This window comes from Thainema salinarum CENA647, from assembly GCF_057732415.1.
This window is the reverse complement of sequence record NZ_JBYJZJ010000022.1, coordinates 1,493,698-1,516,239: the sequence shown is the minus strand read 5'-3', so window position 1 is coordinate 1,516,239 and position 22,542 is coordinate 1,493,698. Positions and strand designations below refer to the sequence as shown.

The window sequence follows — 22,542 nt, the reverse complement described above, 5'->3', positions numbered from 1 at the left end:
CTGATGATGTGACGGTCAGTACGGACAGGGATAGATGCTGCGATCGCAATTTCGCAAACAAGTCGCCATTATTGTAAAACCTTTAGTTTAGTTTGCTTCCACCTCCTGCGAGAGGAAAATGGGGCAAAAACTTGGCATGATGAAGGTAATCCCAAGGCGATAAGCGAGGGGGAACCTGATGTCCCAACCATTATTTAAAGATCGCGTCGATGCCGGACTGCGCTTGGCAGCAGCGATTTGGGCTGAACGAGAAGCTGCGATCGCGCGGGCAGCTTGGACTGATCCCATTGTCTATGGATTGCCCAAAGGTGGCGTCCCCATTGCGGAACAGGTAGCACAGCGTTTAGCCTGTCCGCTCGATATTGTGGTCGCCAAGAAAATCACCGAACCTAGCGCGCCAGAGTTAGCGATTGGAGCCGTCACCACCAGCGGCCAAGTCGTCTATCCGTCGCGACGAATTGGCCTAAATACGGAATCGAGCGCTTGGCAAACTGCGCTGTCGGCAGCTCAGGCAACGGCTCAAGCACAAGAGGATAAGTTCATGAACCTGCGGCCCCAGGTCAGCCCAATGGGCAAAATCGCCATCATCATTGACGATGGCATCGCCACAGGCATGACGATTGCCGCTGCGATTAAAGCAATCCGTGCCCAGCATCCAGCCCAGGTTTGGGTGGGCGCACCCGTCGCTCCGCCGCAGATTTTGCCCACGCTAGACGAATGGTGCGATCGCAGTATCATTCTGGCCACGCCCGACCCATTTTTCAGCGTCAGCCGCTTTTATCAAGACTTCCCACAAACGACCCCTCAAGAAGTGGCCGACTGTTTAGCCCATCAATATCACTGGCTAGCGTCTTCCAACTAGAGGAATTGATGCAGAAGGCAGCTTGAATAGTTGAGCGCGTTAGGTTAATCCGTGCTAGCTTTTCTCGCTTCCAGGATACGTTCCGCCTCTTTCTCACCTTTTTCTGAGGTTTCCAACCAAGCAATTTCGCCAATATTTGGCTCTCTGCCAAGTTCATCCCATTCTGTTTCAATTCGTTGAATGTTGCTATCGATATCGAGATCCCAAACTTTGTATTCTAAGTTCTTGCCGCTGTGCAGTTCCCAAAGTTGCTGAAGAGCCTCACGAGGATTACCGTCGCTGCTTGAGTAGGTGCGAGATTTCGCTTCCGGGATCTTTTCTGCCTTGGATTCAAACATGCCAAGATGCATGAAGCCCGTCTCAAGAACCTCTCGAATGGCTTCAACAGTCATTGAGCGAATTTCTGCAGAATTTGCTTGCGGAAACTTTTCTTTCAGTCCACCAATAATTTGCCATAGCCCAACGTAATCTTCTGTCCTTCGATGATGAAGTCATGCCAAAAGTCGTACTTCATGAAGCTTTACTTAACTGCCAATAAATTGCTCAAAGGACGGCACCTCGATCCAGGCATTTGTTTCATTTGAGCGGTGAGTTAAATCCATCAGTAATTGCGAGTAAACGCCTTCCCGCAGCGATGGGGCGGTCATTTGGCCTGCGTCGATACACTCAACCCAGTGATTCACGACGCGAATAAACGGTGCAAGCCGACCATCGCTGTAGGTTTTTGGGAAGTGCAGCCGCTCCGGAATTTCGAGTTCCTTCAGTTCCTCACCGACTGGTGCGCCATAGAGCTTGAAGCCGTGGACGTAGTCGCTGAGGTTATCGCTGCCGAGAACCAAGGTGCCGCGATCGCCATAGACTTCTACCCAGTGTCCTCGTGCTGCATAGGTGGCAGAGCTGAGATTGACCTGGCAGAGCGTTCCATCTGCTAAATCCATTTGAATCGAGCAGACATCATCCGAATCCGCCGCTTTCCACTCGCCTGTCTCCGGATCGGGACGCTGCGTAATGGTTGTTTTCAGGCGCGCCGACAGCCGATCAACTCTGCCAAACAGCCAGTCTACATAATCAAAAATGTGCGACCCGACCGCGCCTAGTGCGCCACCGCCTTTCTCCTTTTGGGCGTACCAGTTCCAACTGCGGTTCGGATCGGCCCGACCGGGCACCAGCCAATCAATACTGATAAACCGCTTCGTACCGACGTAGTTCTCTCGCAGCAGTTCATGTAGCCGCTGCCAGGAGGGAGCGAATCGAAATTCAAAATCTAAACCTGCGATCGCATTTTTATGCTGAGCCAACCAATACAGCTCCAGCGCCTCAGTCACATTTAGCGTGGTTGGTTTCTCTAGCAACACATGCTTGCCCGCTTCCAGAACGGTTTTCGCCTGCGGATAGTGCAAAAAGGGCGGCGTGGTGATGCTCACCGCATCGACATCTGGCAGCGCTACGACTTCTTCAACGGTTTGACAGGCATGGGGAATATCATGCGCCTGGGCAATGTCTTTGGCCTTCGCTAAGTCGTGATTGCAAATCGCGACCACCTGAGTCCGATGATGAGCTTGGAACCCCGGCAAGTGAATTTTTTGTCCAAATCCAGTTCCAACTACCGCGACACGAATCGTTGACCCAGCCATATCAATCCTCAAACATCCAAGACTCACGCATTTAGCGTAGCGGTTTGGGGGAGGGGATTACAAGCGGGGGAGGAGGTGAGGCGTGAGGTGTGAGGAGTGAAGCGTGAGGGTAAACCTGTGGCAGAAAACTAAAGTGCTCCACTTGGGACAAAACGCTTTACAATAAGCAAATTAGTACAGAATTATTATCGCAGCATTGGCATCAGTACTACTATGAGCACAACGACGCGATCGCAATCTGGGACGGCGGCAGGAGCAGAGCTATCAGAGATGGAACTGACTGAACGGGTGCTGGCAATGGCGAAGACGGGGGTTTACCGTGAATCCGTGTTTGAAGCGCTACAGCCGCTGGCCACTAAAAAGCAAATCCGGGCTGCGATCGCACAGGCCAAGCAGTTTGGTCTGGAGTCGGATGCCAGCCTGCGCGATCCGGAATTGGGTACGTACTACCACATTGAGGCAACGAAGTATCAATCCTTTCAACTGGCTCAACGGGCCGATGTACCGTTGGATCAGCCGGAGGAGCTGCTGGAGTGGGTGATGCAGGCGCAGTCAATGATGCGGCTGATGGTGGGAATTGCGGGCACGATGTCGGCGTTTCTGGTCGTCACTGGCAGTCTGTGCATGATCAGCGGGCGATCGCAGTTAGGCGTCAATCTCTGGATTGCATCGTCTGGAACGATTGGCCTGTGGTTTTTGCAAAAGTCGCTGGCGCAAAGAGTGCTGTGAGAGTTTCAAAAATTTGACGTAGAGGAGTAGACGAGGGGCGGCTGATTACTGCAAAAATTGGGAATGGAGTTCATAGAATGCAGTAGGCAGTTGAGATGGTGCTGACACATCAGGCACGGTGGGGATTTCGGGCGATTTTGAGTGGATGCTTGCTCGTAGTGGGTTGTGGTCAAGAGACTCCATTGGCGTTCCAAACCCATGAAATTTCTACTGAGAGCGTCACGGTTTTGCGGTATCCCGATTTTTTGATTGATGAAACCACTGCCAGCATTTATCGGCAGCGGGGGCTAGATTATCGGGAGCAGGGAAATTTCGAGGATGCGATCGCAACTCTGAAGCAGGCTGTGGCAATTGATCCGTTTAACTCCTACGGTTATGTAGTGCTGGGCTGGACGCAGCATTTGGCGGGGCAGGGTGAGCAGGCGACCAACACTCTGAAGACAGCCCTTCAGTACGATGAGACGAATGTTGAGGCTCTGAATGCGCTCGGGATTGTTTACCTGGTGCAGGGTGCGCTCAACGATGCGGTGGCAACTCATACCCAGGCGCTTAAATTCAATGAATACAACGAAATTGCTCACTACAATCTCAGCTTGGCCTATGAGCGGCTAAAGGATTACGATGCGGCAATTCAACATGCTCAGCGTGCTACCGAGCTAGAAGCCTACAATCCCCATACCTGGGTAGCGCTGGCTTTGGCCGAAGCTGGCGGCGGCGACATGGCAGCGGCTCAGGCAGCCTATGATCGGGCGATGTTTCGTGATAACCGATATCGCGATAAGTCTTACCTCAGTCATTTAATCAAAGCGGGTCTATCAAAACCACAAATCAAGGTGCTAGATAAAGTGCGGCAGGATGCGCTGAATCAACAACAGTAAAATTTATTGGTTTCTAGCTTTAGCTTGTATCGCTCGTGATATCAGTTACAGCATTATGGGAATACTAAGCTATGAGCTATAAACAGAACTAATGATCTTCAGTTCTTGACCTAATCAAAAATCAAAACGTAAGTGCATCGATTTCAACATTGCATTAGCTCAGAGCTTTACTGATCTGAACCTATTTGATCTGCGCCATGAATGACTATAACTATTTTTTTGTCGTAAAAGAAAGCAAAAAGAATTATATTGAAAAAATAAAAAATACTCCCTTCACTATTGGCCGCAGTATAAAAGATAATATAACTCTCACATCCAAAGGTGTATCAAGATGTCATGCAACTGTTTACTTTTCCGATGGCTACCTGTGGATAATCGACGGTGATTTAGAAGGTCGCACGAGTACAAATGGTTTGCTTGTGAACGGTCAGAGGGTTTTAGTTCATAAATTAAACCAGCTCGATATAGTCACTTTTCAAAAAGGAGTTCATGCAATATTTTTTGATCAAAAGTTGATCCTAGAACAAAATCAGCTATTTGAAAACTTCGTTTCTAATCTAGTTTCTTTTGTGTCAGGTGCGTCTATTCATAACTTGAAAAGCGAAAATGTTAACCTAAAAGAGCCTATAGAAACAACTTCTACTCATACACAAAAAAATCCGTTTATCGATGAACTAACTGGTCTTGCCAGTAGAGAATCTTTTTTGAATCTCTTGGGTCCATTCCCCGCCGCTCTGCGGCGTAAGATCTAAGAATGAGTGAGTACATCCACAAGAGTCATAACGTAACAGTTTTGCTATACCACTTAGTGTTTCCAGCAAAGTATCGACGGGTTGTGTTTGATGAGCAAGTAGATGCGGTTCTGCGAGAGGTCTGCCTCGAAATCGAGAAACGCTACGAGGTGAAGTTTGTCGAAATTGGAGTGGACAAAGACCATGTCCATTTTCTAGTGCAGTCCGTGCCGACCTATAGTGTGACCAAACTGGTAACGATGCTGAAAAGTTTAACTGCACGAGAAGTCTTCAAACGATGCCCTCAAGTGAAGCAGAAACTTTGGGGAGGCGAGTTTTGGAGTGATGGATATTTTGCGAGTACAGTAGGCCGCCACGGGGATGAAGGAATGATCGCCAAATATGTTCAAGCCCAAGGCAAAGATTACCTCAAATTGCATCGGGATAATCAACTTGCTCTTTTTTGATTCTGATACCCCGTCCGCTTGCGGCGGGGTATTTCATTAGAGTTAAAAGAACATTAGAGTTTAGAAAAAATATAGAAGAAAATCATAATTTCGCCGTTCTCTTCATTGATGTCGATCGATTTAAGATGATCAATGATAGCTTGGGACATTTGATAGGGGACAAGTTCTTAATTCAGATTGCCCAAGCGCTGGGTAAGTTTGTACGTAATGCTGATATGGTTGCGCGTTTAGGAGGCGATGAGTTCGCAATATTACTCGACAAGCTAGAAACGCTGGATCAAGCTATCACTATTGTAGAGAGACTGCAGGACTATTTAACAAGGCCATTAAAAATCGATTCGCATGAGCTTTACTGCAGTATTAGTATTGGTTTAGCCATGAGTTCCCTTAACTATCAATCTGTAGAAGAACTCATGAGAGATGCAGACATAGCAATGTATCGTGCCAAAACCACGGGCAGATCAAAATTTGTTGTTTTCGATCAAGAGATGCATCAACAGGCTATCAAAAGCCTCCAGTTGGATAACGACTTAAGAAAAGCTGCAAAGAATCAGGATCTACAGCTTTACTATCAGCCAATTGTATCCCTTTATGATTATAAGATTGTTGGATTTGAAGCACTAATTAGATGGAATCATCCAGAGCTTGGCTTCATTAGCCCTGAAGTTTTTATTCCCATTGCTGAAGAGACAAATTTAATTTGCGATATTGGTGGTTGGGTGCTTAATCAAGCCTGTAAACAACTAAACTATTGGCAACAAAATCTCAATGTTTCAACTGCCTGTTCAATCCATGTCAATGTTTCTACTAAACAGCTAGTAGGTGCTGAGCTAGTCGAGCAGGTGAAAGAAGTTATTCAAAAATATGATATTAATCCTTACAAGCTCAAGCTTGAGATTACAGAAAGTACAATCATGGAAAGTGTATCGCACTCTATCAAAATATTTCATCAACTGAAAGATTTAGGGATACAGCTAGCTATTGATGATTTTGGCACTGGTTATTCATCTTTGACCTATCTCAATAAGCTTCCAATCGACACTCTTAAAATCGATAAATCATTTATTTCTGAGATTGATGATAATAATCCAAATACTAGCTTCAATGTCACCCAATCGATCATTGGATTAGCACATAGCCTTAAGGTGAAAGTGGTCGCAGAAGGTATAGAAAAAATCCGTCATTTGACCTGGCTTAAAGAGCGAAAATGTGATTATGGGCAAGGTTTCTTGTTCTCAAAACCTGTAAATAGTTGTGAAGCAGGCCGTTTGCTAGAGAAAGGATTAGAGCAAACTAAATTTGAAAATTGCTGACGTTATCAGACAGTAATATCGTCAACAATCATCACCGGAATCGGACTCGTTTCTAAAACCGATTGCGACACCGATCCGACAAATAGCTCATCTAGCGGACGATGCCCACGTTTGCCGATGATGATTTCGGTGGCGTTCCAGTCTTGAGCGGTTTGATTAATCGCTTCCGGAATTGATCCCGTAATTGTGACAAACTGATAGCGGATATCGCCTAAGAGTCGTTGGGTGTGGTTTCGTAATTGTTCCAGTCCTTCGGGATCGTCAACCTGCTGAACGTGCAGCACCACCACCTGAGCATCGCTGCGGCGGGCCAAATCTGCTGCTTGTTTGAGAACTGTTGGCGCAAGTGGTGAGGTATCGACGGCGGCCAGCAGCGTTACTTGGCATGTAACTGTCACTTTTGTAGGGTCAACATCGCCGCGTTCCAGTAACCTGGGTGCAAACGTGGGAATGGCCCACGCGCCTAGCGGAGCAGTTATCAGGATAGAAAGGGCTGCGATCGCAAGTATTTCTTCTCCTCCATCCACACCAGCGGCTAGGGGAATCGCACCGATTGCGGCCTGCACCGTTGCTTTAGCGGAATTGCCGGGTAGCAGAAACAAGCGTTCTTGCCAGTTCCAGTTACTGCCCAGCGTGGACAGGTACCAGCCGAGCGTCCGACCAATCAGCGTCCCAATCGCCAGAATCAGCAGTCCCACCCGAAATGTTTCTTCCAGCGCTTGAATTTGGATGCTTGCGCCCAGCAGAACGAAGAGAATGATTTGTGCCACTATCTACAAGCTGTCGAAGCCACCCCGCAGTCGTCGCGCCAGGGGAGCATCCAGTTCAATCAGGAAAAATCCGGCGGCCATCACTGCCAAGTAGCCGGAATACCAGGGAAACTGTTCCGCAAAGACAACTAGCAGGAGTGCCAAACTCGCCGCCACAATCGCATCTTGTACCGCATTTTGCGTCCAGTTCTGCTTGGCCAGTAGGGACACGAGCAATCGTGCCAGCAGCCAGCCTAGGACTAAGCCCAAAGCGATTTGGACAATGACCTGAACTGGTAGCAACTGTACGCTGCTGAGCGTAACGCCACCGGGTAGCGTGATACCTGAGATCGCACCTTGGGACAAAAACGATAACAGTAAACTGAATACCAGCAGCATCAGCACATCTGACAGGGCGCTCCCGGTCAAAATCGCGTCGGGAATGCCCTTGGTCACGCCCCAGCCCAAACTCTTCAGTCGCAGCATACCGGGAACGATCACCGCTGGCGACTCTGCGCCGATGATGCAGCCCAGGAGTAAACCTGTGGGCCAGTTGAAATTGAGGAGCATAACGGCTGCGATCGCAACCGCAACCGCTTCACAAGCAGCGGGTAAAAAGCCCAGCCGCAGCGCCACCGAACCTTGCTGAACTAGCTTCTCGCGATCCAGACCGAGACCTGCTTTCATCAGGATCACCATGACGGCAATCGTGCGCAGATCGTCAGCGGCATTGAGAACGCCTGCGCTGAGGACGTTGCCGACCTGTGGCCCCAGCAAAATTCCGACAAGCACCATGCCAACCAGTGCCGGAGCTTTTAAACGATGGGCAATTTGACCGCCAAAGAAGCCCATCAACAAAATCCAAAGCACACTTTCTAACATGTATTTACCAGCTTTTCCGGCAGAATTACTTGAACTAGATGCAACAGAATGGCGCGTGGGGGGTAGATCAGGCGCTCAAGCTAGCGCATAAACTGGAGGCATACTCAGCCATCAGGTCATCAGATTCTCACCGAACTCATCTGGACTGTATTCTATGCCCCCATCAATTGATTTCCCCCAATCCTCTCACGCTGTCGTTATTGGTAGCGGTATTGCCGGTCTACTGGCGGCTCGCGTTCTGATCGATCACGTTGATCGAGTGACGATTGTGGAGCGCGATCGCATTTCTAGCGCTCCTCAGGCTCGGCCCGGTACGCCTCAAAGTCGCCAGATTCACGTCCTGCTGACTCAGGGATCGCGCCTGCTGGAAGATTTATTTCCTGGACTGATGCAAGAGCTGGCTGATGTCGGTGCGCCCGCTGTGGACTGGACAGCGGATATCCTTTGGTTGGGACCAGAGGGCTGGATGCCACGCAGCGATTCTGGGCTGACGACCCGCACCTGTAGCCGCATTTGCCTAGAGTGGCACCTGCGCCAGCGATTGCACCAGAATCCTCGCATTGACTGGCAGGAGCGCACCACAGTTAAAACCTTGCTGACGGATACAATGCGATCGCAGATCGTTGGCGTGCAGCTTCATCATCTCGACAGCGATCAGGATTCAGCCCTGGCAACGGATTTGGTGATTGACGCCAGCGGGCGCAATTCACAACTGCCGCAGTGGTTGACTGAGTTGGGCTATACGCCACCGGAGGAAACCAAAATTAACTCCTTCCTGGGCTACAGCACACGCTGGTATAGGATTCCAGCGGCTCAGACTCAAGACTGGAAAGTGGCCATGATCTCGGCCAAACCACCTCATCATTCTCGTGCGGCCATTCTTTACCCTGTGGAACGGGATCAGTGGGCGCTGCTGCTGGCGGGTATGGGTGGGGATTATCCGCCTACTGATGAGGCTGGATTTATGGAATTTGCCCAGAGTCTACGCCATTCTGCGATCGCAGACATGATAGAAACGGCTGACCCGATTAGCCCCATCTATGCCTATCGCCGCACCGAAAATCGCTGGTGTCATTATGAAGCGCTGTCGCGTTTTCCAGCAGGACTGGTGGCGCTGGGTGACTCGGTCTGTGCATTTAATCCCGTTTACGGTCAGGGCATGACTGTGGCCGCCCTCAGTGCCAGGCTACTGGGAGATTGTCTGCAGCAGCATCCGTTGAATGGAAACCAGGACACAAAACTGCGATCGCTGACAACACTGGATCGCCAGTTCCGCCGCAAATTGGGTCGTTTACTCAAGGAGCCGTGGATGATGGCCACCAGCGAAGATTTTCGCTGGCCGACCACCGTAGGCGCACAGCCCAGTGGCCTAGTACGAATGATGCATCGCTACTTGGATCTGCTGTTTATTGCGGTTACCGACAGTCCCCGCATTCAGCGCATACTGTTGGAGGTGTTTCACATGGTTAAACCGCCAACAGCCCTGTTTCAGCCGTTTATCGTCTGGCGAGTGATGAAGCTCCTGCTTGGTCTTCAACCCGGTCGTCCGGTGAATCTGTCACCGCTAGATGCGCGTGCTGTAAAGACGATGCCATCGGTTGACCAGACGCCAATTAACCCTGAAGCACAACTAGAACGAGCATCTGTTCTAGAACCATCTGCTCTAGAACAATGATTGATAATGACACTACGCCCGTAGGTTAGGACGTGTATTTTCGGGAAAGCTGCGCGTAGCTTTCCTGAAAATATTGACTTTACTTAAGCGCATAACTTAGATGAAATCCGGTTGAAAACCCATTGTTTATTTGTTGTGAAATGCTTGCTTAGCAAGCATTTCACAACAAATAAACAGGTTTCCTAGACACGGACTTAATATTAGGCATGTAGAACTGTAGGTCGCAAACGTATCGATTCAGTTTTGATGAATAGCTAGCTACGGAAGCTGCGAGAGCAGCTTGATCATTAAGGGCGCTGAAGCCAGCAGCGCGACTTGTAGAATGGCGATTGTCCACCATTGAAACTGTTGTTTCACATCTATCTCTCCTAATTTGCCGTGCCCGGATGCAACAGTGTTGAGGAGCAATTTCATACGATGATTCATGACAGTTGCGGTAGTTGTCACTGTAGACGACTGTGCCAAAGCATGGATTCAATCATCCAGCGTAGGATTGCGGAAGTTTGCCCAACCATCTGTCAGAAGTCCACAACAGAGGTCGAAACGCTAAATGGGATAAATCAACTGATTTTGAAATTAACAAAACATAGCGATCGGCTAGATTTCATCAGGGTTTTACGCATTGCAGTCGGATAGTAATTCACAGTTGCGATCGCGCTTTGCCCGCAACATCCTAACGCAATCATTCTAGGGTCAACATATTGCGTTACAAAGTGCGGATAAATGGCACGTTATGAACGTTTCTTATGGTTGAGATCACTTCTACAGCAGGACTCTCAGCCCTAAATCGAATTGTTAACAGTCCGCCTACATTCTGTGTGAAGTGGACGCTAATCCGTTGGTGTATGACGTGAAAATACGTAGATGCGCTGCATTTCTAACTGGTTCCGCAGGTCAGAGGGCATCAGTGCATCGCTATCGGATGCGGCATCCAATCGGAAAATTTGCCGATTAAGCTGCACCTGTAGATTAGTCAGAGGATCAGCGCCGCTGGAAATCAGAAACTCAATTTGCTGCACAAACGGCCACTGAGCCAGCTCATCCAGAATTTTCACAATCGCTTCCACATAGGGATGATGAGCATCCTTATACCAGTCTGCAGAGGCTAAGAAGGGCTGATCGAGCCCCAAATGTACCGTCAAAGAGGAGCGACCGAAGAGGGCAACCGCTAGCGATCTCGCTTCTTCTTGAATCAGCAAATCATGCTCCCGCACCAGATAGCGCAGTTTTTCCAGGCGGTCATAGCGCTCGGTCACAGACTGGGGATCATCCTGCCACTGAATGGCCACCGTCGCCAGATAAGTCTGAATCATCAAGTGGCCTAGCTTTTCGGCTTTGGTGGTCAGGTAAGCGGCATTATGCACCGTCGCTTCAATCAGCAGCGGCACCCGATCCACCATTTCCAGGCCGTAGCCCTTAAGTCCAGCAATTTTACGAGGGTTGTTGGTGATCAGGCGAAACTGCTTGACGCCGATGTCGTTGAGGATTTGCGCGCCCATACCGTAGTTGCGCTGATCCACAGGTAAGCCTAGCTTTTCGTTGGCTTCAACCGTATCGAGTCCCATATCCTGCAACGAGTAAGCTTTCAGCTTATTCACCAAGCCGATGCCGCGACCTTCCTGCTTCAGGTACACGACAACGCCTTTGCCAGCATTCTCAATCATCTTCAGTGCAGCCTGGAGCTGCATCCGGCAGTCGCAGCGCAGCGATCCCAAGGCATCGCCCGTCAGACATTCGGAGTGTACCCGCACCATCACAGGTTCATCTTGGAACGTGGCGGGATCGCCTTTGACAATAGCAACGTGTTCCGTATTATCCAGATAGTTGCGGTAGGCGTAAATGTGGAAATGGCCAAACTGGGTGGGCAAATCCGCTACGGTTTCCCGCTTGATGAACCGCTCCCGCTGGAGCCGATAGGAAATCAGATCGGCAATGCTGATCAGCTTCAGATTGTGGGTTCTGGCGTACTCGATCAGCTCTGGCAGTCGAGCCATCGAGCCATCGGGATTTTGAATTTCGCAAATTACGCCTGCGGGATATAAACCCGCTAGCTGTGACAAATCAACCGCTGCTTCCGTATGGCCAGCCCGCTTCAGCACGCCGCCGTCCCGCGCCCGCAGCGGAAAAATGTGGCCGGGACGGCGCAAGTCCATCGGCTTAGCGCTGGGGTTAATCGCAACCTGAATGGTTTTCGCCCGGTCGTCGGCAGAAATTCCCGTCGTGACGCCTAAATGGAGGGCGGCATCAATACTGACGGTGAACGCCGTTTGCTCGTTTTGGTCTTCAAACGACGAAGCCGTAACCATCAGCGGCAAATCCAGTTCGTCCAACCGCTCGCCCGTCATGGCTAGACAAATTAATCCCCGCGCCTCGACCGCCATGAAGTTAATCATGTCGGGTGTGGCAAACTGTGCGGCGCAGACGACATCGCCCTCATTTTCGCGATTCTCGTCGTCTACGACCACGATAGAACGCCCCGCCTTTAAATCTGCGATCGCGGCGTCAATCGAATCAAATTGAAACCCAGAGTCAGTGTTCATCATAGTTAATACAAATTGTATCCCGTTTAATCTGTCCTGTAGGTCTGGATCAGACTGGGAATTATGAGGAAGCAAGGGAAAAGCATACTGGGCATTGCCCCACCCTCACAATAGGACTTGCTTGAAGAGTGGCAGGCATTGTCTACCCTACGATAGGACTGACTGAATGGCAATTCTGAAGCAAGCTAAGTGAGTGCTATTCGGTGGCCTGCACGGGAGCTGTCTGTAAATCGGCAGGTTGCATGTGCTCATACGGCTCAAAAGGTTGATGAATCCAGGGATTGTTCGGTAGAAAATCGACATAATAATCCGGCTCAATCACCGAACAGTCTTTATACCAAAGTACGGCGGTGCGGACTTCTTCCACATAAAAGCCATAGCGACGATCCAGCCAAACCAGCGACTTTTGCAGCGTGATTCCGGAATCGACTAAATCGTCCACCAGCAGAACATGGCTGCCTAGATTTGCGGTCGTTTTAGTTAAATCATTGGCAAAGGTAATAGCACCACGAGTTTGCCCCTTTGTGCCGCCGTAGGATGACGTGGCCAAGATAGCTAGGGGCACATCGTAAATCCGAGCAATGATATCGCCAACTCGCAAACCACCTTTGGCAAGGCAGATCACCTGATTAAATTCCCACCTGGAGTCATAAATCTGTTTTGCCAGATGCTCAATTTTCTGGTGGTAATCTGGCCAGGTTACAAAAATTTCTGGCATAGCAGCAACAGTTATAAACGGTTTAGAAATGACACAACAAAATTGATCAGCAGTCAAACACCCAAAACTGGTGACGTATCCCGCAGTTTGGGTGTTTGTCCCAAATTGCAGACATCATATCGCGTTCAGCCAGTTTCGCGGTTCATCTTACTGCGACCTGTAATACTCGCATCTTGCACCAAAACCCAGAAGGGTTATTTGGTTGCCGCGATGCGGCGATAAAGTAACCTCTTCGGGTTCTCAAAGTGCAAGGTGCAAGATGTAAGTAGTACCAATTTGGGGAATTAGCCCTGACGTGCGGATGTGATGTGCCGATGCGGCAGCGGTTTGACGAGGGAAAACGCAAAGCAGTTTAGCAAAACAGTTTAGTGAATAAAGCCGATCAGAGAACTCGCAGCAATTGTCAGATAGATTAGGGCGGAAGCGGTTTCGAGGAGAGCCACATGCTGGATGCGAGTTGTCTGATACCAGGTGCGCCGTCCAAGAATTACGCCGAATTTGCACAGCACTACGCCAAATGCCAAGGCAGGGATAGCGGCGAGCCCGCCACTGTACCAAAGGCCTGCCACAAGTAGGCTTGCAATGCTGTGGTAGATCAATCCTGGCAGCACCGACTGCGTTTTGGGCTTACGGAGTTTGACCGTAAAAATGGCGCTACTGAAAACGAGCGTGTTCAATAGCCACAGTCCCATTACTGATGTTGTGATTGTGCCCATTGTCGCTGCGTAGGCGAAGGGGGTTGCTAAGCAAACTGCTGCAAACGTAATTAGCTCATTGGGTATCGCCCTTTGTTTATGGTGAAAAACTGCGATCGCATCAATCCCAAACGCTGCGATCGCCCCTAGATAAAGCCACAACAGCAGTGAAGTTTGCAGATAGAGCTCTATCGCAATGCCAAGAGCAATGCTGGTGTAGAGACTGCTCCACACCAGGAAACGGGGTTTCCAACTGCTGCGCTGCTTGATTTGCAGTACCCACGGATGCTCAGCCTGAAATCCGGCGATCGCGCAAATTAGAGCCAGTGTCGTGGCGGATGTCCAGTGTTGAGCAGCGGCAGCACCCGTTATAAATGAGCCAAGTAGCACCACGTAAACGCCATGTTCAGGAGAGACAGTGGGACGATACCAGGCGGAAGTCCGCGAGGTGGATTGAATTGGTGGTTGAGTTGGCGTTGGTGTTGATGGGGTGGCTTGATCCGGGTGGGATTTTGAAGTGGTCACTGCGCGGCCTGCTCCTGCGATCGCAAGGCCGAGGCAGATTCAGAAGCAGACTCGGAAAAAGTGAGCAGAAAAGCTAGGTTATCGGTAGCAGAGAGGGCGTGGGGCGCATGGGCTGGCATAACAACAAATGTGCCCGGTTCCAGGTGAATATCCTGACCGTTCAGTGTCAGTGTGCCCTGCCCAGCTAAAACATGAACCGTGGCATTGCGGCTAGCAGTATGTTCCGATATATCTGTGCCTGTGGCTAGACAAAATAGGGTGTACTGACAATGGCTATCTTGTAGCAGCACCTTGCTCAAAATGCCTGTCTGCGGATATTCCAGCAGATCATGAATCTGGAGGGCAGCGGGTTGCATGGCCAAAACTGTAGTTGTCATTGTGATCTCGCTTGAAAACGATCCAGTGCATGTTTACAGACTAAGAAAATCGAGCGGAAGATGCCTTGACCTAAGTCAAAAATGAGATAGTTAAACCAAATCCAGGTTGAAAAGTAGAGTTTTCCCTCAGGGAAAACTCTACTTTTCAACCCTGTTGGGGTTTATAACTACGAGTCGGTGCATTTTGCTGAGTTTTGATGATTGAAGTGCCGTATGGAACGCACTTCGATCATCGAAACTTCGTTCATCACAACATGACACGGTCGTAGAGTCGCTGAAATCCATAGGCGATGATAAACGTTAGGGGGAGCATGATGCCCATCCAGTAGAGCAGGGAGCCCCACACTGTTGTCGGGTTATAGAGGACTTGGCCGAGATGGAACGTTAAACGATGGATTAAGTAAGCGGCAAAGCTGGCGTAGCTAATGACGTGAACCCAATGCAGCAATTGAGGATGTTGAAGCCGAGATGCGATCGCATCGGCCACATACCACAAGACTGGAAGGGCCAAGCCAATAGCAACATCTGTCACTAAAATGTGCGCTAAGCCAAATTCAAGCTTGGAGTATAGAAGCGCCGTCCCCCAAACCCGGCTAGGCAGATCCCAATGATCCAGTTGTGATGGAGCAGTTGCTGCAGCTTGGCCTGCTGTCCCAGTGTGATGCCAGAGGCAAAGGCTGGTAAGTAGAGAATTAAACGCAGATCAACGGCATTGGTTACGAAAAAGACTAGCAGGAGCACGATATAGAGAATGAGCGTCAGCGCGATCGCAAATTTAGTTTGATTTTGATTTTGATATCTATATAAGTAAATCGGCGTCAGCGCATAGTAAATCATGATCACGGGAATGAACCACAGTGTTGTCAGCGGCAGAAAGGGAAGAGCTGTGGTCAAAAACGTGGCCCGCAGATAGGTCAGCCCATCAATTTGCTGCAAGAGCCAGAATCCAGTTAGCGCTATCCAATACATAGGGTAAATTCGCCGCCAGCGCCGCCAATAGAATGTCCAGATGCGATCGCAATTAGTAAATGAGTAGCGCTGCGCCAAAACAAATCCTGATATAAACACGAACAGCCCTAAACAGACGTGGGTGAATAAGAACCTATCCGAAAACCGATGTTGTTCGAGAGATGAGTGCTTAAGGTGAAGGTGTCGCCATAGGAGCAGTCCCAGATGTCTACCGTGACGCCTCCTCGTTCAACCGTCGAAATTGACCCTCGTTATCGGGTGCCCGATGAGCTGTGGGAGCGCCTGCATCCTCTGATTCCAGAGGAGCCACCCAAGCCTAAGGGAGGCCGCCCTCGCATGGATGATCGCCAAGCCTTAGATGCGATCTTTTACATCCTTTGCACCGGCTGTCAGTGGAATGCGTTGCCTCGGTGTTTAGGGGCCTCCAGTACGGTGCATGACCGCTTTCAAGAGTGGCAAACCAACGGCACGTTTGCTCGCTTTTGGCAGGCGGGATTGATGGAGTATGCCCGCACTCAAGGAGTGGACTGGCATTGGCAATCGATGGATGGTGCGATGGTCAAAGCACCACTGGGGGGAAAAAAAGACAGGCCCCAACCCGACTGACCGTGGCAAGTTGGGCACCAAGCGCTCGGTTTTAACCGATGGCAACGGCATCCCACTGGCCTTTGTGCTCGCACCCGCTAATCGGCATGACATGAAACTTGTTGAGGTAACTTTAGAGGCTCAACCGCTGGTGCCACCGGATGTGGAGGACGAGGAATCAAGACATCTCTGTCTGGATCGCGGCTACGACTATCACCCGGTGCGCCAGATTCTCAAGCAGTGGGGCTATCAAGGGCATATTCCGCCTCAAAACGAGGGTGACCTAGTGATTCACGACATTCCCAACTATCGGGCCAGACGGTGGGTGGTCGAACGGACTCATTCGTGGATGAATCGGTTTCGCCGTCTGTTGATCCGCTGGGAGAAGAAGCCCGAAAACTATCTGGCGTTCTTACAACTTGCCAGTGCGGTCATCACATTTCGCTCATCTGAGGTTTTCGGATAGGCTCTAAGCTGGTGACAGAGTTTTTATGGAAATTGAGTGCATCGGCATATTCAAACAAGTGCCAAAAGCCAACGACGTAGAGTAATGCCCCAGCCCTTAATAAATCAACCGTCAAGCTGCGTGGAGCCGATTGAGATCGAGCGACTGAGCGAATGGCCGCAAAGCGGTTGGCTAGTATTGACATGATGCTTGATCCCTGGAACTCCTAATCGCACAGTCTGATTATTTCAGATTGATTATTTCAGACTGTGCTGTTCGTTTTTGTGCCGAGAGTGGGCATTGTGGAACCAAGTGAGCCGATTGTGCTCAAGGTCTATTGCTTAAAATAGAGGGCGAACAGAAGGGGCATCCATCTTCAGTTTTCGGAATTATCAAGCACATATCGATCCATGCCCACCATGCCCATCATGAACCATGCCCAAAACGAAATCTAAACAGACCGCTGCAGCAGCGGTGCCGCCGTCTGAACTGAGTTTGAAAGAACGGCTGGCGCTAGAGCGCAAAGCCAAACGGATTCGTAAAAAGAATACTCAGTTTATCCTGTCTGTTGTATTTGGGTCGGTACTGCTGGGCATTATTGTCGGCCTGATTGGCGGCGCATTTATCGGGGCCGGACTGGCTGCGGGCATCATCTGTTTAGTGCTGTCCTATAAGTTTCCTCGGGCGGCGCTGTATGGCTTTATTCTCTACATGCCGTTTTCGGGCACAGTCACCTACACCCTCTCGTCATCCGGTAGTCCGGTGCTGCAGTTGGCTAAGGATGCGTTCTACATCCCGGCCTGCATTGCCGTATTTATGCTGTGTGTTAAGCAAAAGCAGCCGTTTGTGATCCCCAAATCCATTCAGGTGCCGCTGGGCATTTTGCTGACGTTTTGCTTTGCGACGCTGCTGTTTGTGAATGGCCTACAGCAACTGACCAGCAAAGGCGAACAGCCTATTCTGATGGGCATTTTGGGTCTGAAAGTGCTGATTGGCTATCTACCGCTGATTACCTGTACGTTTTATCTGATTCGCGATCGCAAAGATCTAGAACTCCTCTTGCGGATGCAGGTCGGGCTGATCATTACCTGCTGTGCGTTGGCCTTCGTGCAGTACATGTTCCTCAAAACTGGGCGTTGCCAAGGCACAACAGGAACGGGTGCAGATCTGTTCCAAGCCTCAATTGAGGCCCGCTGTTTTGTGGGTGGGGCGCTGCTTTATACGCCCGAACAGGGCCAAATTCGCTTGCCGGGAACGTTTGTGGCCCCGTGGCAGTGGGGCTGGTTTCTCATTTCCAGTGCGTTTTTTGGCTTTACCGTCGCTTTTAGCGATCCGAAATGGTACTGGCGGATTGCAGGTTTGGTGTCCCTCGCTGTAACGTTCATGATGGCAGTTTTGTCTGGGCAGCGAATTGCGCTGGCGCTGGTGCCCGTGGCCATTGTGATTCAGCTCATTTTGTCTGGTCAAATCGCTAACTTGAAACGCTTCATCCCCGTGGGGGTAGGTTTGGCGCTGATCTTGGGAATTGCGATGGCCAATAATCCTGCCGTTGTCCAAGAACGGGTTGAGAGTTTTCAATCTCGCTGGCAAGCCTCGCCACCAACGGCTTTTATTGAAGAGCAAATTGAGTGGGCCGTTTCGCAGCAAGAAGGAATTTTTGGACGAGGATTGGGTCGGGCTACCAATTCTGCCCGGACGTTTGGGAAGACTGCATTAGTAGAGACCTATCATCCCAAAGTCCTGTACGAAATTGGCCCGCTGGGTCTGTTTGCATTGCTGGGACTGTTTACTACGCTGGTGGTTTCAACGTTCAAGGTCTATCGATCAGTGAAGCAGCATGAGCTGCGGAATTACGGGGCCTGTTTGTGGGTGTTTGTGCTGTTTATCAGCTATTTCCCTTACTACTATCCGCTCGATGTCGATCCGGTGGCAGTGTATTTCTGGTTTGCCGTTGGCATTATTCTCAGCTTGCCCAAGCTGGAGGAGCAGGAGCGGTTAAATCCCCGTCCGGTCGAAGATCCCAAAGCGGCTAAAAAGCGTAAAAAGAAAAAACGTCAATCGCGAAAACGAGCCAAAGTGACATGAAAATTCTCGTTGCTAGCCATACCTATATCGTTGATTTGAACTGCGAAAAACTGCGATCGCTGGCGCAGCTTGAACCCGATATTGAAGTCACAGTCGTTGTTCCCAAACGCTGGCGACCGGGCGGCGTCCAAAAAGATATCGTTGAACCTGAGCCACGCAATGAAGGCGCGTTTCGGATTGTGCCTGTCTCCAACTTCAGCCAAAACAATCAGGGGATGCTCTGCTTTGGTGCCGATTTAATGACGCTTTTGCGAGAGTTTCGGCCCGATATTATTCAGGTGGAGCAGGGCTCCAAATCGCTAGCGTATATTGAAACCATCACGCTCAATCGCATTTTGGGCTTGGGTGCAAAGAACGTCTTTTTCACCTGGTGGAACTTGCCCTACGACCTCAAGTTTCCCGTGTCGCTGCTAGAAGCCTATAACCTGAAGCATACTGATGGTCTGGTTGTTGGCAATCAGGATGGTGCTGATATTCTGCGCGATCGCGGTTACACTGGCCCGGTTGCCGTTATGCCCCAGTTGGGAGTTGACGAAGTACTGTTTCGACCAGCGCCACAGCCCGAACTCCGCGCTAGTCTAGGCATTCAAGATCACGAATTTGTCGTTGGCTTTGTCGGGCGCTTTGTCCCCGAAAAAGGATTGATGACGCTGTGCCAAGCGCTAGCAGGACTGACCGATCGGCCCTGGAAATGGCTGATGCTGGGTCGAGGGCCGCTGAAAGAGAAGTTAACAGCAGCAGCGACTAAAGCCGGAATCTGCGATCGCATTATTTGGGTCGAGAGCGTTGCTCACGATCAGGTGCCCGATTACATCAACGCAATGGACACGCTGGTGCTGCCGTCTGAGACGGACTTGACGGAATTTAAAACGCTGACATCAGTAGGCTGGAAAGAGCAGTTTGGTCACGTCCTGATTGAGGCGATGGCCTGCGCCGTCCCTGTCATTGGTTCAGATTCCGGCGAAATTCCCCATGTGATTCAAGACGCAGGACTCGTCTTTCCTGAACAAAATGCTGGAGAACTGCGCGATCGCCTGCTGCAACTGATGAACGATACCGAATTTGCCAACCAAATCGGTCAGCGTGGCTATCAGCGAGCTATGGTTCACTACACTAACCGAGCCTTGGCGAAGCAGCTTTTGGATTTTTATCGATCTTTGTGAGTGATTTTAGAGTTTGGATTTTAGATTTTGAAACGCTAAGACACAGAATTCGGTTCAATCTAAAATCACCAATCGTCAATCCAAAATCAGCAATCCAAAATCCAAAATAATCTCTGCCCAAAGACACAACCCCACCCAGATTCCTACACCTATAATCTCCGAACGGTAGAATGGATAAGATTATCAGCACCGTATAGCAACTTTAAAGAAAGACTATGTCCGTACTGGCCGCGATCGCAGTTGTTGCACTTCTGATTTTTGTCCATGAGCTAGGCCACTTCATGGCCGCTCGGCTACAGGGAATTCACGCCAATCGTTTTGCCATTGGGTTTGGCCCCATTCTGTGGAAGTATCAGGGCGCTGAAACCGAATATTCCTTGCGAGCGTTTCCCCTGGGCGGGTTTGTCGGCTTCCCGGATGATGATCCCGACAGCGACATTCCACCCAATGATCCTAACTTGCTGCGAAATCGCCCCATTTTGGATCGCGCCATTGTGATCAGTGCCGGAGTCGTTGCCAATCTAGTCTTTGCTTACCTTGTCTTCGTCGTCCAGTTTGCAGGCGTGGGCGTGCCGGAATCTTTCAACTACGAACCCGGCGTCATGGTGCCGCAGTTAGTTTCTGAATCCTCCCCTGCGGCTGAAGCAGGTATCCGAGCTGGCGATGTCATCCTGGAAATTGATGGTCAAGAACTCGATGCCTCCCAACAGGCAATTAAGACCTTTATGCAGGAGATTCAGGATAACCCTGGTGCACCCATCAAAATGGTGGTGCAGCGAGGCAGCCGCCTGTTGCCAGTAACGGTCACTCCGACTGTAGAAGACGATGGCGTATCGCGCATTGGTGTGCAACTGATTCCGAATGGTTCCGTTCAGTATCGCAAAGCAGACAACATATTTGAGATCTTTACGATGGCAGCGGCTGAGTTTCAGGCGCGGCTGATTGATGTGGTTCAAGGCTTTGTTTCGCTAGCCACGAATTTCTCCCAGGTGGCTAGCCAAGTTGGTGGTCCTGTGAAAATTGTTGAGCAGGGTGCTGGCCTCGCCGAAAACAATGCAGCCAGCCTGTTTCCCTTTGCCGCAATTATCAGTATCAACCTCGCCATTATTAACATCCTGCCGCTACCTGCACTGGATGGCGGTCAACTGGCCTTTTTGTTGATTGAAGGACTGCGCGGTAAGCCCCTACCCCAGCGTATTCAGGAAAACGTTATGCAAACTGGATTGGTGTTACTCCTGGGGTTAGGTGTCTTCCTGATTGTGCGAGATACAACGCAACTGGAAGTATTCCAGCAATTCTTGCAATAACTGTTTTGCAGTAACTGTCTACCCACACGTCATTCAGTAGTAGGGGCGGGTTTTGTTGTTAAATCTTGGGTTCCACCCAGATTGGCGAACAGAACCTGCCCCTACACTTGTGAAATGGCAGAAAATATCCAATAAACCCGTTCCTATAGAGAGCTTGTTTTTTAGAAGATCTATCAATGACTAAAACACAATGACTAAAACCCGTCGCGTTTCCAAGAAGCAAAAAGCGCTCGAAATTTTAGTGCGCCTGAAGCGGCTCTATCCAGATGCAACCTGTTCGCTAGATTACGAAACGCCAGTCCAGTTGCTAGTGGCAACAATCCTCTCGGCTCAATGTACCGATGAACGGGTCAATATGGTCACACCAGCGCTATTTGCCCGATTTCCCACAGCCGAGGCACTAGCGGCAGCAGACCGGGAAGAACTCGAAACATTGGTGCGTTCCACAGGCTTCTACCGCAACAAGGCGAAAAATATTCAGGGAGCCTGCCAAAAGATTGTGTCAGACTTTGGTGGTCAGCTTCCCAAGACAATGGAAGAATTGCTCACACTGCCTGGTGTGGCTCGCAAAACGGCGAATGTGGTGCTAGCTCATGCCTTTGGCATTAATGCAGGTGTTACAGTAGACACCCACGTTAAGCGGCTGAGTGGCCGTCTGGGATTAACGAAGAATACTGATCCCAAGAAAATTGAGCGGGATCTGATGAAGCTCTTGCCTCAAGAAGACTGGGAAAACTGGTCAATTCGGTTGATTTATCACGGTCGAGCAGTTTGTGATGCGCGTAAACCCATGTGCGATCGCTGTGAGCTAGCTGACCTTTGCACCAGTGTTGATCCTGCCGTCAAGGAACAGCTCCAAGGTAAACGGTACTTGCAACAGCAACTGCAGGATCAGCTTCAGACATCAACCTAGTGCGGTGTCAAGTAAGTGTTGATAGTTGATATGCCGCGCTTTGCACGGCATATCAACTATCAAAATCTACCAAAACATCGAACTTCATTTATCGAGTCCCTTTCCAGATCTCTCCAGATCTCTTTTCATGGAAGTGCGTGTTTACCAGAATTTCACTTTTAATCACTATCATTAACGTTCATGAACAGCTTGATATCGATTTGATATCAGTTTAGTAAGGATAATCGGTTGCTGCGTTGGCTACGGTTTATACCTATTCTGTTCATCGCTGACTTTCCATCCTGAAAAAGATGTGATAGT

At 49.9% G+C, this 22,542-nt stretch carries 23 protein-coding genes and 1 pseudogene; 12 read left to right on the top strand and 12 right to left on the bottom strand.

Annotated elements, in window-relative coordinates; genetic code table 11:
* Positions 1-178: 178 nt before the first annotated feature.
* The gene (locus tag AC286M_RS13520; RefSeq protein ID WP_488204886.1) at positions 179-862 is read left to right on the top strand and encodes a phosphoribosyltransferase; all 684 of its coding nucleotides are present in this window, start codon (positions 179-181) and stop codon (positions 860-862) included.
* A 44-nt stretch (positions 863-906) separates the two neighbouring features.
* On the opposite strand, the gene AC286M_RS13515 is transcribed toward AC286M_RS13520, so the two are convergent.
* A complete protein-coding gene (locus AC286M_RS13515) occupies positions 907-1,254 on the bottom strand; it encodes a hypothetical protein (RefSeq protein WP_488204885.1) in 348 nt (115 codons plus the stop codon).
* A gap of 132 nt (positions 1,255-1,386) precedes the next feature.
* Positions 1,387-2,496, bottom strand: a complete 1,110-nt coding sequence (locus tag AC286M_RS13510; protein WP_488204884.1) for a Gfo/Idh/MocA family protein — start codon at positions 2,494-2,496, stop codon at positions 1,387-1,389.
* A 213-nt stretch (positions 2,497-2,709) separates the two neighbouring features.
* On the opposite strand from AC286M_RS13510, the gene AC286M_RS13505 reads away from it, so the two are divergent.
* The 5 genes from AC286M_RS13505 to AC286M_RS13485 all read left to right on the top strand — a co-directional run bounded on the left by AC286M_RS13505 (position 2,710) and on the right by AC286M_RS13485 (position 6,614).
* Positions 2,710-3,225: a hypothetical protein gene (locus tag AC286M_RS13505; RefSeq protein WP_488204883.1), complete on the top strand. Its 516-nt coding sequence runs from the start codon at positions 2,710-2,712 to the stop codon at positions 3,223-3,225.
* Between the two features lie 95 nt (positions 3,226-3,320).
* Complete coding sequence (locus AC286M_RS13500; RefSeq protein ID WP_488204882.1) at positions 3,321-4,103, top strand: tetratricopeptide repeat protein; 783 nt, start codon at positions 3,321-3,323, stop codon at positions 4,101-4,103.
* Positions 4,104-4,300: 197 nt separating this feature from the next.
* On the top strand, positions 4,301-4,855 hold the full coding sequence (locus tag AC286M_RS13495) for an FHA domain-containing protein (protein WP_488204881.1): 555 nt from the start codon (positions 4,301-4,303) through the stop codon (positions 4,853-4,855).
* 2 nt (positions 4,856-4,857) lie between these two features.
* Positions 4,858-5,301 (top strand): IS200/IS605 family transposase, encoded by a 444-nt coding sequence (tnpA, locus tag AC286M_RS13490; protein WP_488202591.1) that lies wholly within the window; start codon positions 4,858-4,860, stop codon positions 5,299-5,301.
* Positions 5,298-6,614, top strand: coding sequence for a putative bifunctional diguanylate cyclase/phosphodiesterase (locus AC286M_RS13485; protein ID WP_488204880.1), 1,317 nt, complete (start codon positions 5,298-5,300; stop codon positions 6,612-6,614). Before tnpA ends, AC286M_RS13485 begins: the two co-directional genes overlap by 4 nt.
* Positions 6,615-6,619: 5 nt before the next feature.
* Here the strand turns inward: AC286M_RS13485 and AC286M_RS13480 are convergent, their stop codons facing one another.
* Together AC286M_RS13480 and AC286M_RS13475 are read right to left on the bottom strand one after the other, a co-directional pair.
* Positions 6,620-7,012 carry a universal stress protein gene (locus AC286M_RS13480; RefSeq protein WP_488208834.1) on the bottom strand — a complete coding sequence of 131 codons (393 nt, stop codon included), beginning with the start codon at positions 7,010-7,012 and terminating at the stop codon, positions 6,620-6,622.
* A 75-nt stretch (positions 7,013-7,087) separates the two neighbouring features.
* A pseudogene (locus tag AC286M_RS13475) lies at positions 7,088-8,215 on the bottom strand (cation:proton antiporter domain-containing protein); the annotation flags it as partial.
* A gap of 184 nt (positions 8,216-8,399) precedes the next feature.
* On the opposite strand from AC286M_RS13475, the gene AC286M_RS13470 reads away from it, so the two are divergent.
* Entirely contained in the window at positions 8,400-9,920 is a 1,521-nt protein-coding gene (locus AC286M_RS13470) for an FAD-dependent oxidoreductase (RefSeq protein ID WP_488204879.1), read from the top strand.
* A 258-nt stretch (positions 9,921-10,178) separates the two neighbouring features.
* Here AC286M_RS13470 and AC286M_RS13465 read toward each other — a convergent pair whose 3' ends face one another.
* The 7 genes from AC286M_RS13465 to AC286M_RS13435 form a co-directional block, all read right to left on the bottom strand.
* Positions 10,179-10,346, bottom strand: coding sequence for a hypothetical protein (locus AC286M_RS13465; protein WP_488204878.1), 168 nt, complete (start codon positions 10,344-10,346; stop codon positions 10,179-10,181).
* Between the two features lie 404 nt (positions 10,347-10,750).
* Entirely contained in the window at positions 10,751-12,463 is a 1,713-nt protein-coding gene (gene ribBA, locus AC286M_RS13460) for a bifunctional 3,4-dihydroxy-2-butanone-4-phosphate synthase/GTP cyclohydrolase II (RefSeq protein WP_488204877.1), read from the bottom strand.
* A gap of 193 nt (positions 12,464-12,656) precedes the next feature.
* Entirely contained in the window at positions 12,657-13,178 is a 522-nt protein-coding gene (locus AC286M_RS13455; protein ID WP_488204876.1) for a phosphoribosyltransferase, read from the bottom strand.
* A gap of 365 nt (positions 13,179-13,543) precedes the next feature.
* Entirely contained in the window at positions 13,544-14,398 is an 855-nt protein-coding gene (locus AC286M_RS13450; RefSeq protein ID WP_488204875.1) for a YwiC-like family protein, read from the bottom strand.
* Positions 14,395-14,775 carry a cupin domain-containing protein gene (locus tag AC286M_RS13445; protein WP_488204874.1) on the bottom strand — a complete coding sequence of 127 codons (381 nt, stop codon included), beginning with the start codon at positions 14,773-14,775 and terminating at the stop codon, positions 14,395-14,397. Before AC286M_RS13445 ends, AC286M_RS13450 begins: the two co-directional genes overlap by 4 nt.
* Positions 14,776-15,022: 247 nt before the next feature.
* On the bottom strand, positions 15,023-15,307 hold the full coding sequence (locus AC286M_RS13440) for a hypothetical protein (RefSeq protein WP_488204873.1): 285 nt from the start codon (positions 15,305-15,307) through the stop codon (positions 15,023-15,025).
* An 11-nt stretch (positions 15,308-15,318) separates the two neighbouring features.
* On the bottom strand, positions 15,319-15,942 hold the full coding sequence (locus AC286M_RS13435) for an acyltransferase family protein (RefSeq protein ID WP_488208833.1): 624 nt from the start codon (positions 15,940-15,942) through the stop codon (positions 15,319-15,321).
* Positions 15,943-15,948: 6 nt separating this feature from the next.
* Here AC286M_RS13435 and AC286M_RS13430 point away from each other — a divergent pair.
* Positions 15,949-16,795 (top strand): IS5 family transposase gene (locus AC286M_RS13430; protein WP_488203451.1). Its coding sequence is split into 2 segments (ribosomal slippage): positions 15,949-16,323 and positions 16,325-16,795, totalling 846 coding nucleotides; the frame shifts between segments, so codons are not numbered across the junction.
* On the opposite strand, the gene AC286M_RS13425 is transcribed toward AC286M_RS13430, so the two are convergent.
* The gene (locus AC286M_RS13425; protein WP_488204872.1) at positions 16,764-16,979 is read right to left on the bottom strand and encodes a hypothetical protein; all 216 of its coding nucleotides are present in this window, start codon (positions 16,977-16,979) and stop codon (positions 16,764-16,766) included. The genes AC286M_RS13430 and AC286M_RS13425 overlap by 32 nt on opposite strands.
* Positions 16,980-17,209: 230 nt before the next feature.
* On the opposite strand from AC286M_RS13425, the gene hpsL reads away from it, so the two are divergent.
* The 4 genes from hpsL (at position 17,210) to nth (ending at position 22,242) form a co-directional block, all read left to right on the top strand.
* Positions 17,210-18,859: a hormogonium polysaccharide biosynthesis protein HpsL gene (gene hpsL / locus AC286M_RS13420; protein WP_488204871.1), complete on the top strand. Its 1,650-nt coding sequence runs from the start codon at positions 17,210-17,212 to the stop codon at positions 18,857-18,859.
* On the top strand, positions 18,856-20,022 hold the full coding sequence (hpsO, locus tag AC286M_RS13415) for a hormogonium polysaccharide biosynthesis glycosyltransferase HpsO (RefSeq protein WP_488204870.1): 1,167 nt from the start codon (positions 18,856-18,858) through the stop codon (positions 20,020-20,022). Before hpsL ends, hpsO begins: the two co-directional genes overlap by 4 nt.
* A 215-nt stretch (positions 20,023-20,237) precedes the next feature.
* A complete protein-coding gene (rseP, locus tag AC286M_RS13410; RefSeq protein ID WP_488204869.1) occupies positions 20,238-21,329 on the top strand; it encodes an RIP metalloprotease RseP in 1,092 nt (363 codons plus the stop codon).
* Between the two features lie 190 nt (positions 21,330-21,519).
* A complete protein-coding gene (gene nth / locus AC286M_RS13405; protein ID WP_488204868.1) occupies positions 21,520-22,242 on the top strand; it encodes an endonuclease III in 723 nt (240 codons plus the stop codon).
* Positions 22,243-22,542 lie beyond the last annotated feature (300 nt).